Genomic DNA, 15,073 nt, shown 5'->3' on the forward strand with positions numbered 1-15,073 from the left:
GCCGCTGGTACCAGGTGGTCGACCGCGGCGGCGACTCGAAGAACTGGCTGGAGACGTCGGCGTCGTCGATGTACACGTTCACGATGGCCCGCGGCGTCCAGCGCGGCTACCTGCCGGCGTCCTACCAGGCGGTGGCGGACCGCGGCTACGCCGGGGTGCTGAAGAAGGTGTCGCTGGGCTCGGACGGCCTGACGAACATCACCGACATCTGCGAAGGCACCAACGTCGGCGACCTGTCCTACTACTACGCCCGGGCCCGCAAGACCAACGACTTCCACGGCCTCGGCGCCTTCCTGATCATGAACGAGCAGTACTCGCACTGACCTCCTCGCACGCCGCAGAAGGGGCCCCGGCTCACCAGCCGGGGCCCCTTCGTCCGTGCGGAAACCCGGATCTCGCGTGATCCGGCACGGAACTCGCGTGATCGAAGCCGGAACTCGCGAGTTCCGGCCCTGATCACGCGAGTTCCGGCTTCGATCACGTGGGATACGGGAAACGTCAGCAGTTCGAGGTGGAACTCGAGGTGTCGATCCGGAGGGTGGTGCCCGAGGTGGTGGCCGAGTCCTTGACGCAGTAGCCCGTCACGGACTGGAAGCCGACGTCGAACGGGCTCTTCGAGCCCTTCTCCGCGGTGAAGTGGTCGAAGGTGATGTCCGAGCTGTTGTTGACGATGCTCGCCGGGCGGCCGTCGTCCTTGGCGAACTCGACCGAGCTGTTCACGAAGCGGATGCCGGCCGCGTAGTGCAGGTACCAGCCGTAGGACGGGCGGGTGCCGATGCTCTTCGGGTTGTAGTCCGTCGCCGTGTTGCTCGGCACGCCCGTGCCCATCGTGCCGTTGCCGCCGGGCACGTTCAGCTTGACGCCGGTGAACGTGACGTCGGAGACGCGGTGGCCGCTGTCCGCGCCCCAGATCGTCGGGCTGAAGTTGCTGCCCGTGTGCGTGCCGGTGACGTTGTCGAACGTGATGCCGCTGATCGAGCCGACACCGGGGTTGTTGCCGCAGCGCTTGCGCGTGCCGATCTTCATCATGATCGGCGAATACGTCCCGGACATCGTGATGTCGCGGTAGTGGACGTCGGAAATCTTCGCGCCGTCCATCGAAACGATGCCGATGCCGGATTTGTGCGCGCCGGTGATCGTGATGCCCGAGAAGTGGTACCCGGTGAAGTCGCCGCACGTCTCGGAGCCGAACATCAGCGCGTTGCAGCAGACCGCCGACAGTTTCGCGCCCGTCACCGTCACGTTCCCGTTCGGCAGTTTCGCGCCGAGCGCGTAGTCGCTCTTGAACACCAGCGCGTCGTCGTTCGCGGCGATCGACGCGTTCGTGATCGTGACGTTCGTCGTGCTGATGATGTTCCAGCCGTCGCGGTCACTCGCCGTGTCGATGGTCAGGTGGTCGGAAACGACGTTCGTGCAGCCGTTGATCAGCGCCGCGAAGTGCCCGCCGCGGCGCAGCTTGACGCCGGACAGCGTCAGCCCGTCACAGCGGGTGAGGGACAGGATCTTGTCGGCCTCCCCGGACTTCGGGTTGCCGGTGATGAGGTTGCCGCCGCCGTCGATCGTGCCGGCGCCGGTGAAGCCGATGTTCGTCAGCCTGTCGCCGTAGAACATCGCGTTGTGGAAGTGGCTGTGGCCGTAGTCCTGGTAGTCGTCCCACTGGTTCGACTCGGGCTTGTCGTAGGTGTCCGCGCCGGACCCGGTGATCGTGGCACCGGCGTCGAGCTGGATCGTGACGTTGCTCTTCAGGTGAACGGTGTTCGCGGACTTGTAGGTGCCGGAGGTGAACCGGACGGTGCCGCCGCCCGCCGCGTTCGCCGCGGTGATCGCCTTGTCGATGGCGCTCGAATCGTTGGCCGATCCGTTCCCCTTGGCGCCGTAGTCCTTGACGTCGTAAACCCCGCCGGGTGCGGCGGTGGAAACACCGGCGCCGGCCACCGCCAGCCCGGCCACCGCGAAGGTGATCAGCAAGAGTTTTTTCACCGTGGAACCGCCTTGTCATGGAATCGAAGAATTCGGCATGACGGCGGAACACCCAGATTACGAGTGCCGCGAACGGAATGTCAAGATCGACGGGCTCGGGGACCCGCGCCACCCCCAGTCGGGCGCGGGTCCCCGTGAGCGGGATCCCCGGTGTCCATTCAGGATTCTCGGAGTCTACCTTCACCGGGCCCGGGAGCCCCGTGCGTTTTTCATGGTCCACAACGTGAATCCGCCATGATCGGTGTCACGCAGCGTGGCCTCAGACCTTCTGCAGGCCGGCCTTGCCCGCTTGCACCACGAAGCTGACGTCGTTCTTGATCACCACCGAGGCCGGGTCGTAGACGCTCGTGTCGGACGTCGTCATGAAGTCCGCCCGCATCTGCGACGGCGTGGTCGTGACGCGGACGTAGCCGCGCTCGCCCTTGCAGTACTTGACGTGCGGGTTGTTCGCGGACCAGGCCGCATCGGGCGGCGAGGCGGTGTCGCTGTTGCTCGTGACCGACGTCGTGACCAGCTCGGAGCCGATGACCGGGGAGCTGTGGTTGAAGTAGTCCAGCCGCAGGTCGGCGGCCCAGTGCCGGTGGACGTCGCCGGTGAGCACGATCGGGTTGGCGACCTTGCGGTCGACCCAGCCCTGCTGGATCCGGTTGCGGGAAGCCTCGTAGCCCTGCCAGGAGTCGTTGCTCTCGCAGGTGGCCTTGTTGCCGTCGGCGTCCCGCGTGGCGAAGAAGACCTGCTGGCCGAGGAAGTCCCAGGTGGCGGGGTGCGACTCGAACTGCTTGAGCAGCCACGCCTCCTCCGTGGCGCCGAGGATGCTGCGCGAGGTGCTGCGCATGTCGGCGCAGGCCGGACCGGCGTCGCCGGCGGGGTCGGGCACCTGGGCGCTGCGGTACTGGCGCGTGTCGAGCATGTGGAAGCGGGCCAGGTTGCCCCACATCAGCTGCCGGTACAGCTGGATCGACGCGCCGTTCGGCTTGGCCGTCGAGCGGATCGGGGTGTTCTCGTAGAAGGCCTGGAAGCCGGCGGCCTTGCGGGCGGCCGTGGCCGGCGAGGTGGTGCCGTTCCAGTTGTTCATGACCTCGTGGTCGTCGAACACGACGACCCAGGGCGCGATCGCGTGCGCGGCCTGCAGGTCGGCGTCGGTCTTGTGCTGGGCGTGGCGGGCGCGGTACTGCGCGAGCGTGGTGACGTCCTCGGTGAAGGCCAGGCTGCGCGGGTTGCGCTCCTTCGCGGTGCGGCCCGACTTCTTCTCGTAGATGTAGTCGCCGAGGAACAGCACCAGGTCCGGGTCGTCGGCGACGATGCCCTTGTACGCGTGGTAGTAGCCCTCCTCCCAGTGCTGGCAGGAGCTGAAGCAGTACTTGAGCTGGTTGACCGCGGCACCGGCGGCGGGCGCGGTGCGCGTCCGGCCGACCGGCGAGATGTAGCCGGAGCTCTTGAACCGGTAGAAGTACTCGCGGGCGGGCTCCAGCCCGGTCGGTTCGATGTGGACGCTGTGCCCGGACGCGCTGACCGCGCTCACCGAGCCGCGCTGCACGACCGAGCTGAACGCCTCGTCGTTCGCGATCTCCCAGTCGACCGCGTAGGTGGCGTCCGGCATGCCGCCGAAGCCGTCCGGGTTGAGCGGTGAGGGGGCGAGTCTCGTCCACAGCACCACGCTGTCGGGAAGCGGATCGCCGGAGGCGATGCCGAGCTGGAACGGATCGCGGATGGGGGGAGCGGCGGCCGTGGTGCGGGCGTTCGCCCACGACGGCAGCGCCGCCGAAGCCGCGGTGGCGGTGACCGCGGCGAGCCCGCCGAGGAGCACCTTGCGCCGGTTGACCTGACCCATGGGAAAGCCCTTTCTCGTGGTGGACGGGCCTCAGGCCGCGTAGTCGGTGATGCCGTCGCTGCAGGACAGCAGCTCCGGCTTGGCGGTCGTGTAGTTGGCGACGCACACCTTGTAGAAGAGCCAGGTGCCGCGCGGGACCGAGACGGCCTTGTCGACCTTCGTGCCCTCGCCGCCGGAGTTCCAGACGTAGAACGGCCCGGCGCCGCCCTTGAGCCAGTAGGCGACCACGGCGGAGTAGCCGTCGGAATTCATGTCGTAGACCAGGAAGTGGGAGTCGGACGCGCGGTACTGCGCTTCGCCCGCACAGGCGTCGGCGCACTGGCCGCTGCCCGAGCCGACGCCGCAGTCCGGCGCGATTCGCGTGTCGGAGTTGGTGAAGACGTAGGTGTCCGAGATGTACCCGCCGAGCGCCGGCACGTAGTCCCACAACGTGCTCGTGCCGTAGGTGCCGGTCACGGACGCGCCGTTGATCTGGCAGTCGATGGTGACGGCGGCACCGTTGGCGACGGTCTTGACGGCGGTGGCACTCGCGGTGGGTGCCCGGCGGACGTTGAGCGGGTCACCCGCGGTCTTCACGGTGCCGCTCGCCGCCGCCGACGCTTCGATCGCGCCGCCGGTCAGGAGCGCGCCCACCGCGGCCATGACCAGGCCGGAACCGGCGATACGCCGGAGTTTCGATCGTTTCATGGCGGCAGCGTGGAACTTGGCCGTACACATTCCGTACAAAGGGCGCACGTGTGCGCACAGACACTCCGAATGGATCTAGCCGGTGCGCCCGGACGGGTCCTAGAGTCCGGGACATGGGGGAACTCATCGGGCAGGTTGAGACCACCTCGCTTACCATCCGCGTCCTCGGGCCGCTGGAGGTCACCGCCGCCGGGCGGGTGATCGCCCTCGGCGGCCCGAAGCCCCGGCTGCTGCTGGCCGCCCTGGCCCTGCAGCCGAACGTCGTCGTCTCGACCGACGTGCTGGTGGAAGTGCTGTGGCCGGAATCGGCGCCGCGGTCGGCCGCGGCGAACATCCGCACGTACGTGCATTCGCTGCGAAGACGGTTCGCGGAGATCCATCCCGACCTGGGCGAGCGGATCAGCAGCCGGGCCTCCGGCTACCTGCTGACCGCGGCGCCGGAAGAACTGGACCACCTCGCGTTCGCCGCCCTGGCCGGCGAAGCGCAGGAAGCGCTCGACGGCGGCGAAGCCGAGAGCGCCCTCAAACTCCTCGACAAGGCCGACGCGCTGTGGCGCGGCGAAGTCCTCGAGGGCCTGCCGCACGACCACAGCTGGGGCGCGACCGTCGCCCGGCTCACCGAACTGCGGCTGTCGGTGCAGGAACAGCGCCTCCGCGCGCGGATCGGCCTCGGCCGCTCCGGCGAGGCCATCGCCGAGCTGCGCGGGCTGGTCACCGAACACCCGCTGCGCGAAGAACTCTGGGCGCAGCTGGTCGTCGCGCTGCGGGCCGCGGGCCGGACCGGGGACGCGATCGAGGCGTACGAGTCGGCCGAGCGGGTCCTGCGCGAGGAGCTCGACGCCGAACCGGGCGCCCGGTTGCGCGAGCTGCGCGCGACCCTCGTGCCCGAAAGCGTGCTCTCCGCGGCCCGCCCCGCCGACGTCGCCCCGGTCTGCCAGCTGCCCCTGGACCTGCCGGACTTCACCGGCCGCGACGCGCTGATCCACGACGTCGTCACCCTGCTGCGGGAACGCGCGGACTCCGGCACGCCCGCCGTGGTCGTGCTGTCGGGCGCGCCCGGTGTCGGCAAGTCGGCGGTCGCCGTCCGGGTCGCGCACGCGGTCCGCGACGAGTTCCCCGACGGCCAGCTGCACGTCGACCTGGCCGGCACGTCGTCGTCGCCGCGGGCGCCGATGAGCGTGCTCGCCGAACTGCTGCGCACGCTGGGCATCCCCGACGCGGGCCTGCCGCGTGAGCTGGCCGAGCGCTCGGCGCTGCTGCGCTCGCGGCTGGCCGGGCGGCGGATGTGCGTCGTGCTCGACGACGCCGGCAGCGAGGCCCAGGTGCGGCCGCTGCTGCCCGGTGCCGGCGCCTGCGCGGTGCTGGTGACCAGCCGGATCCGGCTGCCCGGGCTGGCCGGCGCGAAGCCGGTGGACGTCGACCTGCTGCCCGAGGCCGAGGCCGCGCGGCTGCTGGAGGGCATCGTCGGGGCCGAGCGGGTGGCCGCCGAGCCGGAGAGCGCCGCGGCGATCCTGCGCCAGTGCGGCCACCTGCCGCTGGCGATCCGGGTGGCCGGCGCGAAGCTGACGCACCGGCCGGGCTGGACACTGCGGCTGCTGGCCGACCGGCTGGGCGACGAGCGCCGCCGGCTCGACGAGCTGCGCGTCGGCGACCTCGCCGTCCGCGCGAGCGTGACTCTCTCCTACGACCTGCTGCCGATGTCGGCGGCGACGGCGTTCCGCGGGCTGGGCCTGCTCGGGCCGGTCCAGTTCCCGGCGTGGGCGGTGGCGGCGGTGCTCGGCCGCCGCGACGGCGAGGACGTGCTCGACGTACTGGTCGACGGCCACCTCGTCGAGCTCGTCGGCTCCGATTCGGCCGGCCAGCCGCGCTACCGGCTGCACGACCTGCTGCGCGTGTACGCGGTGGAGCTCGCCGAGCGGAGTGACGCGGCGAAGACCCGCGCCGGCCTGCGGCGGGCACTGGAGGGCTACCTGGGGCTCGCGCTCGAGGCGGCGCGCCGGATGCCGCTGCACTTCTTCGGCGCGTACTGCGACGACGAGCTGCCGCGCCCCGCGGTGCCCTTCGACGTCCTGCCCGAAGACCCGGCGGTCTGGTTCGCGGCCGAGCGGCACACGACCGTCGCGGCGGTCACGCTGGCCGCCCAGCACGGGTTCGACGATTTGGCGTGGCAGCTGGCTTCGGCGCTGACGCCGTACTTCGACCTCCGCGGCCCGCAGGACGACTGGCACAGCACCCACCTGGTCGCCTTGGCGGCGGCCCGCCGGACGGGCTCGGCGCGGGCCGAGGCGATCGTCCAGCGCAACCTCGGGCAGTACCTGCTTTACCAGGACGAGTACGCCGAGGCGCGGGTGTCGTTCGAGGAGTCGAAGAAGCTGTTCGAGTCGGTCGGTGACGCGCAGGGTGTCGCCGTCGCGCTGACCGGGCTCTCGACGATCCTCCGCATCGAGGGCGAGGACGACCTGGCCCTCGACCACTGCCACGAGGCGCTGAAGCTGTTCGCGGAGGCCGACGACCCGAACGGCGAAGCGGTGGCCCGCCTGGGCGCGGGCGCGGTGTGGATGTCCCGCGGCTGTTACGCGGCGGCGAGGCGCTGGATCACCGACGCCCTGGAGCTGTCGGCCTCGATCGGCGACCGCCACCGGGAGGCCCACGCCCTCAAGCGGCTCGGCCTGTTGTTCCAGCACCAGGGCAACCTGGCGGCGGCCCGCGAGCACGTGGACCGCGCGATCGCGATCTTCACCGACCTCGGCGACGACCACTGCGTGGGGTACGCGAACCAGAACCTGGGCGAGCTGTGCCTGCACAGTGGCGACTTCGCGCACGCGCAGCTGCTGCTGGTGAACTCGCTGGCGGTGCACCGCCGCAACGGGGATCGCCGGTCGGAGGCCGAGGTTTCGCAGCTGCTCGGCGAGTTGCACCGGGCGCTTTCGCAGCCGGAGCGGTCGCGGGACTACTCGGAGCGGGCGCTGGCCATCTGGCGGGAACTGTCGACGCGGCCGAAGGAGTCTTCGGTTGTCGTGGTGGAGCGGCCGCACATAGCTTCCGCCTGACGCACAATCTGCTTGTACGGATCATGTACGCCGCCCCGTCACTCTTTCTCCACCTTCGAACGAACAGGTGCGAGAGGAGAACCGGGGATGATCCGGATCATGAAGGCCGGCCGCGTGACCGCGGCGGTTCTGGCCGCCGGGGCGGTGACGGCGCTGGCCGGAGCCCCCGCGCAGGCCGCCACGGCGCCCGCGAACACCAACTGGACGGCTGATCTGTCCACTGTGGACAGCAACGACGTCAACGTCACCGGCGCGGGCGGGACGCTCACCCTGGCCGACGCCGCGTGGCACAGAACCGCCCGGGTGTTCGCCGGCAGCGAGGGCAGCCTGACCACCGCCGAGCACCAGCTCGGCTCGGCGGCCAACCGCGTCAGCGCGGAACTGACCGCCGACACCCCCAAGGGCACGTCGGTCGACGTCGACGTCCGGGGCCGGACCGGCGTCAACGACTGGACCGAGTGGACCCCCGCGGGCACCACGCTGAAGAGCGCCGTGAGCGAGGTGCAGGTGCGGATCAGCCTGCACAGCACCACCGACGGCGTGCGCCCCTCGGTCGCGAGCGTCAAGCTCAGCGCCGACAGCGCCCCGCAGGCCAACGCCCTGACCGCCGGGACCGAACTGACCTACAAGGTCTACGGCACCCGCGAAGGCCTGATCGGCGGCAAGACCGCCAACGGCCACATCATCACCAGCCGCGACCACTTCGTCGCGCTGCCGTCCGGCAAGGGACTGGCCCCCAAGGGCACCGGTGACTACTCCGTCCGCGTCTGCCGCACCGACGGCAGCAAGTGCGAGTACGCGCCGGTGTGGGACGTCGGCCCGTGGAACGAGCAGGACGACTACTGGAACCCGTCGTCGGTGCGGACCAAGTTCAAGGACCTGCCGCAGGGCCAGCCCGAGGCGTACGCCGCCTACTACAACGGCTACAACGGCGGCAAGAGCGGCCTCGGCTACAAGGTGCAGAACCCGGCCGGCATCGACCTCGCCGACGGCGTCTTCTGGGACGGCCTCGGCATGTCCGACAACGGCAACGTGAACGTCACCTACCTGTGGACCGGCTCCGGCCCGACCGGTGTCGTCAGCACCGCCGGCGACCCGATGAACGTCCGGGCGAGCGCGAGCACCACGGCCGCCGTCAAGGGCCTCGCGGCCAACTACGCCAAGGTGAACATCGAGTGCTACGTCGAGGGTGACACCGTCACCGGCAAGTTCGGCACCAGCAACATCTGGGACCGGATCGGCCCCGGGCACTACGTGTCGGACACCTACCTGCAGACGGGTTCGGACCAGCCGGTCGCCCCGCACTGCTGATGACCGTCGCGGGTCGACTGCCCTCACCCGCGACAACGGCGAAGGCCCGGTGTCCCCCGCCGGGCCTTCGCCCATTTCCGCACCATTCCACTCAGCGGCACACAATTCACAACCGTGAACAGATTTCCGCCGGGTGTACAACGGCCCGCCGAGCGTGCAAAAATTCCCTCCCCACGGAATCACGGAATGGCGGGCACCTGTGAGCGTTTCCCGGAGAACCCTGCTGACCACCGCGGCCGGCGCCGCGGTGGCGGTGGGCACCAGCACTTCCACGACCGCTTCGGCGGCCACCCCCGACCCATCCGACCTGGCCTCGGTCACCCGGACGCTCCGCCAAGCGGCCGATTACGCGGTGGCCAAACTCCGCGCGGTGGCCCCCGGGGTCACCGCGTTTCCGGTCGGCACGAAGTTCGAGAAATGGACCTATTCGCAGAACGGCGACTGGGTCGGCGGATTCTGGCCCGGCCAGTTGTGGCTGGCCTGGCTGCACAGCGGCGAGGAACAATTCAAGACCCTCGCGCTGGCCTCCGCCGAAAAACTCGCGCCGCGGCAGAACGACACCGGCACGCACGACCTCGGCTTCCTCTTCTCCCCCTCATGGGTGACCGCCTGGCGGCTCACCGGCGACGAAAAGTGGAAGGCGGGCGCGGTGCAGGCCGCGTCGTCGCTGATCAAGCGCTACAACCCGGCGGGGCGGTTCATCCGCGCCTGGGGTGCGCTGTCCGATCCGAACAACGCCGGCCGGGTCATCATGGACACGATGATGAACCTCGACCTGCTCGCGTTCGCCAGTGCGCAGACGCAGGACCCGAAGTACCTCGAAATCGCCGTCGCGCACGCGAAGACGGCGCAGCGGAACTTCCTGCGCCCCGACGGGTCGACGCCGCACGTGTTCGACTTCGACCCGGTCACCGGCGCGCCGATCGGGCCGAACACCGTGCAGGGCTACAGCCCGGCGTCGTGCTGGTCGCGCGGGCAGGCCTGGGGCATCTACGGGTTCACGACCATCCACCGGCGCACCGGGGACGCGGAGTTCCTGACCACGGCCCGGCGGCTCGCGGACTTCGCGCTGTCCCGGCTGACCGCCGACCACGTGCCGGTGTGGGACTACCTGGCCCCGCAGGCGCCGAACGACGTCAAGGACGCCTCCGCCGGCGTGATCATGGCGTGCGGCCTGCTGGACCTGGCGGAACTCACGCACCGCCCGCAGTACCGGGAAAGCGCGCTGCGGATCCTCACCGCGGTGTCGCGGACGTGCCTGACGACCAAGTCAACCCGCGCCGAGGCGAGCGTCGCGCGCTGCACCCGCAACCGGCCGAACGAGGACGGCGTCGAGGTGTCCCTGCCCTACGCCGACTACTACCTGCTGGAAGGCATCCTGCGGGTGCTCGACCGGCGAAAGGTCGACCGCGCGATCGACCTTTCGAGCGTGTAGCGGCGTCCGGGGAGGCCGCCACCTCTCCGGCCGCGCTGTTCAGTGGTGGTGGTGCGCGTGCACCTTGGCGTGACCGAGGCCGCGGCCGATCATCCACTTGTTGACCGGCACCGTGACGACGAACGCGACCGCCAGCGAGAGGGCCAGCGCCAGCCAGAAGAGCAGGCTGGCCAGCCCGGCGTCCATCGCACCGGGAATCGCCACGACCACGGTGTTGTCGATCAGCTCCATCACGGCGATCGACACGGTGTCCGCGGCCAGCGCGACCTTGAACGCCGCCGCCGCGCCCAGCCCCGACTTCAGCACGCCCCGCATGGTCAGGCCGTACCCGAAGACGAAGGCCAGCGCGATCGACAGGACCACGGTCGCCGCGTTGTGCAGGCCGAACGCCGTGCCCAGCACCATGCCGAGCACCTCACCGATGGCACAGCCGGTCAGGCAGTGCAGAGTCGCCTGGATCGCTGTCGCCCACGAAGCCCCGTGCTGTTCGCTCATGTCTCGGACTATACCCCCCGGGGGTAAGAGGCGCACGTTTCCCGGGTCACACCACTCGAAGCATGGGCATCACTACGGTAAGTAATCGAAAGCGTCCGGCCAGGGCTTCCACCTCCTGAGGCAGCCGAGGCAGAACTCACTTCCGTAACCCTTTGCGCACATCCCGTTGACCACAGTTACCCGGGGCCCTACGTTCGCCCTTGGTCTCCACCATGCGCAGACCCATCGAACCGATCGAATTCCCTGAGGAACGGGTGGAGATGCGAGGGCCGACGAGAACCTTCCGGTTGGTCGCGACGGCGACGCTGGTCGCGGCGCTCGCGCTCGGAGGCTGCTCGGACCAGCTGGGCAGCGCACCCCCGCCGGCGCCGACCCGGATCGAGTTCGTGCCCAAGGTCCGCGGCATCCCGTACTTCGAGGCGATGGACAACGGCGGCCTCGAGGCGGCGAAGCAGCTGGGAGTGGTGTGGCACTCGACCGGCCCGGAGACCGTCGACCCGGCCGCGCAGGTGAGCATCCTGCGTGACCTGATCGCGAAGAAGGTCGACGTCATCGTCGTGGCCCCGAACGACCCGGCCGCGCTCGCGGGCGTGATCGCCGAGGCCAGGGCGAAGGGCATCCACGTGCTCACCTCGGACACCGACGCGCCGGGCACGCAGCGCGAGGTGTTCGTCAACCAGGCCAGCGCGCAGGGCATCGGCTCCGCGCTCGTCGACGCGCTGATGACGAAGACCGGCGGCACCGGCCAGTGGGCGATCGTCTCGTGCGGCCCGGCCGCGGCGAACCTCAACTCGTGGATCGCCGTCCAGAAGGCGTACGCGGCCGCGCGCTACCCGAAGGCCGAGCTCGTCGACACCGTGTACGCGGGCGAAGACCAGGACAAGGCGACGGTCCTCGCCAAACAGCTGATGACCAACCACCCCGGCCTGACCGGGCTGATCGGCGAGTGCACGACGTCCGCGCCCGGCGTCGCGAAGGCGGTGGACGACGAGCAGAAGGTCGGCCGGGTGTTCACCGTCGGCGTCGGGACGCCGCAGGCCATCAAGCCGTTCCTGCTCAAGGGCTCGTGCTCGCAGTCGGTGCTGTGGAACGTCGAGTCGCTGGGCTACCTGACCGCGTGGACGGCGAAACAGGTCGCCGACGGCAAGCCGCTCCAGGCCGTCAACAAGGTGAGCCTGGAGCTGCCGGCGGTGAAGTACGACGTCGCGTCGAAGACCGTCCTGCTGGGCGACCCGCTGCTCATCACCGCCGACAACGTCGACCAGTTCAAGTACTGACCTCTCCTCACCGGTGCCGGCGCACGTGGGCGACCGCCGCACCGCCGCCGAGCACGAGGATCAGCGCCGTCAATCCCCAGCGCCGTTTCTCCTCGGTCCGGTGCCCGGTGTCCTGGACGACCGGCTCGGCCTCCTTCTCCGGACGCGCCCGGGGCGTCGTCGGCGACGGCGAAGGTGACGGGGCCGGGCTGGACGGCGTGGGCGTGACCACCTGCGTCGGCGTGGGGGCCGGCACCGGGGCCGGCGGCAGGACGACGGGCTGCTCCACCGGTGGCGGCGGCGGGGCCGGCTCCGGCTCGGGTGCCTGCGTGACCGGCGGTGGCTCGGTCCGGGGCGGGGGCGACGACTGCGCCGGTGGCGTCGACGGCGGAGGCGACGACTGCCCGGGTGGCGTCGACGGCGGCGGGGGCTCGTCCGTGAGGCACCCGGCCGCGTCGCCGCTCACCAGCGGCCGCCCGGCCGCGACTTCGGTGGCCGGGCCCGAGCCGTCGCGCGGCAGGCGGTAGGTGACGCTGCGCTGCCCGTCGCGGTTGGCCGTGGCGTAGATCGCGCCGGGCGCGAGCACGACCGACCCGTACGCGCCGCCGTCGGGGAACCGCAGCCCGGGCACCACCGCGACCTTGCCGCTCGACGGGTCGAGGGTGACCACCGAACTGTCCCCGCGCGAGGTCGCCGAGACGCCGTAGAGGAGCCCGTCCGCCGGGTCGAAGGCGAAGTCGTCGACCCCGGTGGCGAGCGACACCGGCCGCAGCGCCGTCCGGTGCACCACCCGCAGGTAGTCCCGGCCGCCCGGCTCGATGTCCACTGTGTACAGATCGCTGCCCTGCCGGACGTACCAGCGGTCGCCGTCGATCGCGCCCGCGGTGGCGCCGCTGACCGGGCTCCACACCGGCTTCGGCGCGCCGGCCCGGCCGATCACGCCCAGGTCGGTCACCACGCCGGCGGCGTCGATCCGCACCGCGTGCGCGCCGTGGTAGCGGCCGGCGCGGGTGCCGTCGGCGACGCCGTAGACGACGTCCTGCGCGGCGGAGTAGCCCATCGCGTTGATCCAGTACCCGGCCTGGCTCACCCGCTGCGTGACCCCGCCGGGCAGGGAGAGCAGCCGCAGCGTCGTCGGCGCGCCGCTGCGTTCGTTCTCCGCCTGCAGGACCGTGCAGCCGCCGGGCTCCCGCGACACCGCGAGGTGGGTCGCCGGGGGCGCGAGCCAGCCCGTCGCCGCCAGCAGCGCCGAGACCGCCGCCGCCACCCCGAACGCCGCCGCCCAGCGGGTCCGTGCGCCGGTCAAACCAGCCTGGCCAGCGCCGAGGTGAACGCCTCGGGTGGCACGCTCACCCCGCCGCTGAACGGGTTCTGCAGCTGGTGGATCGCGAACAGCAGCAACGTGATCGTGCCGGCCAGGGTGGACACGATGATGACGTGCGCGGCCAGCCGCGTCCCGCCGAACAGGTTGGGCAGCAGGATCGCGGTGATCAGGCTGCCGAGGACGAGCGCGAACCAGACCACCGCGCCGACCCCGCCGGCGCCGGAGTGGCTCAGCCGCTGCTGCCGGGCCTGGTAGACCGACCAGAGCTGGTTGCTGGCCTCGGTCTTGCGGTCCAGCTGCCAGTCGCCGTCGGCCGGGGCTTCCGCCACCGCCAGGCGCAGCTGGTCGAGCTGGGACGCGCCGGTGGCGGGCACCTCGCCGCCGTCGGCCAGGCGCGGCCACTCCTGCTCCTCGACGGTGCGCGCGTAGGCCGCGGCGAGCCGGTGGACCCGGTCCTTCGTCTCCTCCGGCAGCGCGTCGGCCGCCCAGCTGGCCGCGACCAGGCTGTCGGCCTCGGTCTGCGCGTTCTGGCTCACGGTGCTCACCTCGTCGTACAGCGAGATGAGCACGAAGGCGACCAGGACCGCGTGCAGCCCGCCGACGATGGTGAACACCTGGCCCGCCGCGTCGTTGTTGCCGGGCCTGCCTTCGTCGTCCCGGCCGAACCGGCGGACCAGGTAGGCGATCAGGCCACCGGCGCAGGCCGCTCCGGCCACCCAGAGACTGCCGGCCACGAAGATGTTCATCCAGGTCCTTTCGCCCGCGATGCGCGGGAAGCACTGCCCGGCATTCCTCGGCCGGGACCGCTCAAGGTAGTCACCCATTTCCGGCCGGACAACAGAAAGGGCCGAATTCATCCGGGTGGCCGCACAAGGGTCCCGAAAGTCGCCGATTCGGCGGAGCTGGAGCGGGGTACCGCCGGTTGTGCGGTATCGCTGGGCGACCGCGAACCGCGCTGCCGCGCAGGGATTCTCACGACCGAGTGACGTCCACGAACAGGCCGTGACCACGGACGTCGAACATCATCGGGAAATGATCAAGAGGCGGCCCGGCCATTAACCCGGTGACCCGATCGTGTCATTGTGCGGCCAGGCGCGGTTGCTATGTTGATTTCGCGGCGTCACGAAACCGCGTGTATATCAGCGAATAGCAGGTCATGACCGGCGTGCCGGCTGGGGCGGGCACGTGCCGAACACGAATGATTGGGTGGTCCTCGTTGTGACTGTCACCGACCCGGTGGAATCCGAGCAGGCACCGTCGAGCCTGGGACGGGCGGCGGCCCGGACCCTGGCCACCACGACCAAGTCGGTCCCGCAGATGCAGGGCATCTCCTCCCGCTGGCTGCTCAAACTGCTGCCCTGGGTCGAAGTCGCCGCCGGCTCCTACCGCGTCAACCGCCGCCTCTCCTACGCCGTCGGAGACGGCCGCGTCACCTTCACCACCACCGGCACCCAAGTCCGCGTCATCCCCCCCGAACTCGGCGAACTCGCCCCCCTCCGCGGCTTCGACGACGAAGAAATCCTCACCGAACTCGCCGACCGGTTCACCCAACGCGAATACGCCCCCGGCGACGCCCTCGTCGAATTCGGCTCCCCCGCCGAAGAAGTCTTCCTCCTCGCCCACGGCAAGATCACCAAAATCGGCACCGGCGCCTACGGCGACCAAGTCATCCTCGGCACCCTCGCCGACGGCGACCACTTCGGC

Annotated in this window: 12 protein-coding genes; 6 read left to right on the forward strand and 6 right to left on the reverse strand. The window is 70.5% G+C overall.

Annotated features, from left to right (window positions below; all coding sequences use genetic code 11):
• Nucleotides 1–323: glycoside hydrolase family 88 protein (locus CCN39_RS45065; protein ID WP_208630657.1), on the forward strand; the 323-nt coding region annotated here is incomplete at its 5' end.
• 175 nt (nucleotides 324–498) lie between these two features.
• On the opposite strand, the gene CCN39_RS45070 is transcribed toward CCN39_RS45065, so the two are convergent.
• From CCN39_RS45070 to CCN39_RS45080, 3 genes are all read right to left on the reverse strand, one after another.
• On the reverse strand, nucleotides 499–1,980 hold the full coding sequence (locus CCN39_RS45070; protein ID WP_086853010.1) for a glycoside hydrolase family 28 protein: 1,482 nt from the start codon (nucleotides 1,978–1,980) through the stop codon (nucleotides 499–501).
• A 259-nt stretch (nucleotides 1,981–2,239) separates the two neighbouring features.
• Complete coding sequence (locus tag CCN39_RS45075; protein ID WP_086853012.1) at nucleotides 2,240–3,811, reverse strand: alkaline phosphatase D family protein; 1,572 nt, start codon at nucleotides 3,809–3,811, stop codon at nucleotides 2,240–2,242.
• Nucleotides 3,812–3,841: 30 nt separating this feature from the next.
• Nucleotides 3,842–4,498 (reverse strand): SH3 domain-containing protein, encoded by a 657-nt coding sequence (locus CCN39_RS45080; RefSeq protein WP_208630658.1) that lies wholly within the window; start codon nucleotides 4,496–4,498, stop codon nucleotides 3,842–3,844.
• 113 nt (nucleotides 4,499–4,611) lie between these two features.
• On the opposite strand from CCN39_RS45080, the gene CCN39_RS45085 reads away from it, so the two are divergent.
• From CCN39_RS45085 to CCN39_RS45095, 3 genes are all read left to right on the forward strand, one after another.
• The gene (locus CCN39_RS45085; RefSeq protein ID WP_086853014.1) at nucleotides 4,612–7,548 is read left to right on the forward strand and encodes an AfsR/SARP family transcriptional regulator; all 2,937 of its coding nucleotides are present in this window, start codon (nucleotides 4,612–4,614) and stop codon (nucleotides 7,546–7,548) included.
• 87 nt (nucleotides 7,549–7,635) lie between these two features.
• Nucleotides 7,636–8,859 (forward strand): DUF8814 domain-containing protein, encoded by a 1,224-nt coding sequence (locus CCN39_RS45090; RefSeq protein ID WP_086853016.1) that lies wholly within the window; start codon nucleotides 7,636–7,638, stop codon nucleotides 8,857–8,859.
• Between the two features lie 199 nt (nucleotides 8,860–9,058).
• A complete protein-coding gene (locus CCN39_RS45095) occupies nucleotides 9,059–10,294 on the forward strand; it encodes a glycoside hydrolase family protein (protein ID WP_086853018.1) in 1,236 nt (411 codons plus the stop codon).
• Between the two features lie 39 nt (nucleotides 10,295–10,333).
• Here CCN39_RS45095 and CCN39_RS45100 read toward each other — a convergent pair whose 3' ends face one another.
• The gene (locus CCN39_RS45100; protein WP_086853020.1) at nucleotides 10,334–10,789 is read right to left on the reverse strand and encodes a DUF4396 domain-containing protein; all 456 of its coding nucleotides are present in this window, start codon (nucleotides 10,787–10,789) and stop codon (nucleotides 10,334–10,336) included.
• A gap of 260 nt (nucleotides 10,790–11,049) precedes the next feature.
• On the opposite strand from CCN39_RS45100, the gene CCN39_RS45105 reads away from it, so the two are divergent.
• Nucleotides 11,050–12,066, forward strand: a complete 1,017-nt coding sequence (locus tag CCN39_RS45105; RefSeq protein ID WP_208630659.1) for an autoinducer 2 ABC transporter substrate-binding protein — start codon at nucleotides 11,050–11,052, stop codon at nucleotides 12,064–12,066.
• Nucleotides 12,067–12,073: 7 nt separating this feature from the next.
• Here the strand turns inward: CCN39_RS45105 and CCN39_RS45110 are convergent, their stop codons facing one another.
• Complete coding sequence (locus CCN39_RS45110; protein WP_086853024.1) at nucleotides 12,074–13,351, reverse strand: DUF6923 family protein; 1,278 nt, start codon at nucleotides 13,349–13,351, stop codon at nucleotides 12,074–12,076.
• A complete protein-coding gene (locus CCN39_RS45115) occupies nucleotides 13,348–14,115 on the reverse strand; it encodes a bestrophin-like domain (protein WP_086853026.1) in 768 nt (255 codons plus the stop codon). The genes CCN39_RS45110 and CCN39_RS45115 overlap by 4 nt, the downstream gene beginning before the upstream one ends.
• A gap of 472 nt (nucleotides 14,116–14,587) precedes the next feature.
• Between CCN39_RS45115 and CCN39_RS45120 the strand changes: the two genes are divergently transcribed.
• On the forward strand, nucleotides 14,588–15,073 hold a 486-nt coding region (locus CCN39_RS45120; RefSeq protein ID WP_143264408.1), incomplete at its 3' end, for a cyclic nucleotide-binding domain-containing protein.

This window comes from Amycolatopsis kentuckyensis, assembly GCF_002155975.1.
GTDB lineage: Bacteria > Actinomycetota > Actinomycetes > Mycobacteriales > Pseudonocardiaceae > Amycolatopsis > Amycolatopsis kentuckyensis.

Excerpts from the sequence above, each read along its gene's own strand:
- CCN39_RS45085 (WP_086853014.1), top strand. The coding sequence starts at position 4,612 with ATGGGGGAACTCATCGGGCAGGTTGAGACCACCTCGCTTACCATCCGC.
- CCN39_RS45090 (WP_086853016.1), top strand. The coding sequence starts at position 7,636 with ATGATCCGGATCATGAAGGCCGGCCGCGTGACCGCGGCGGTTCTGGCC.
- CCN39_RS45115 (WP_086853026.1), bottom strand. The coding sequence starts at position 14,115 with ATGAACATCTTCGTGGCCGGCAGTCTCTGGGTGGCCGGAGCGGCCTGC.
- CCN39_RS45080 (WP_208630658.1), bottom strand. The coding sequence starts at position 4,498 with ATGAAACGATCGAAACTCCGGCGTATCGCCGGTTCCGGCCTGGTCATG.
- CCN39_RS45105 (WP_208630659.1), top strand. The coding sequence starts at position 11,050 with ATGCGAGGGCCGACGAGAACCTTCCGGTTGGTCGCGACGGCGACGCTG.
- CCN39_RS45100 (WP_086853020.1), bottom strand. The coding sequence starts at position 10,789 with ATGAGCGAACAGCACGGGGCTTCGTGGGCGACAGCGATCCAGGCGACT.
- CCN39_RS45075 (WP_086853012.1), bottom strand. The coding sequence starts at position 3,811 with ATGGGTCAGGTCAACCGGCGCAAGGTGCTCCTCGGCGGGCTCGCCGCG.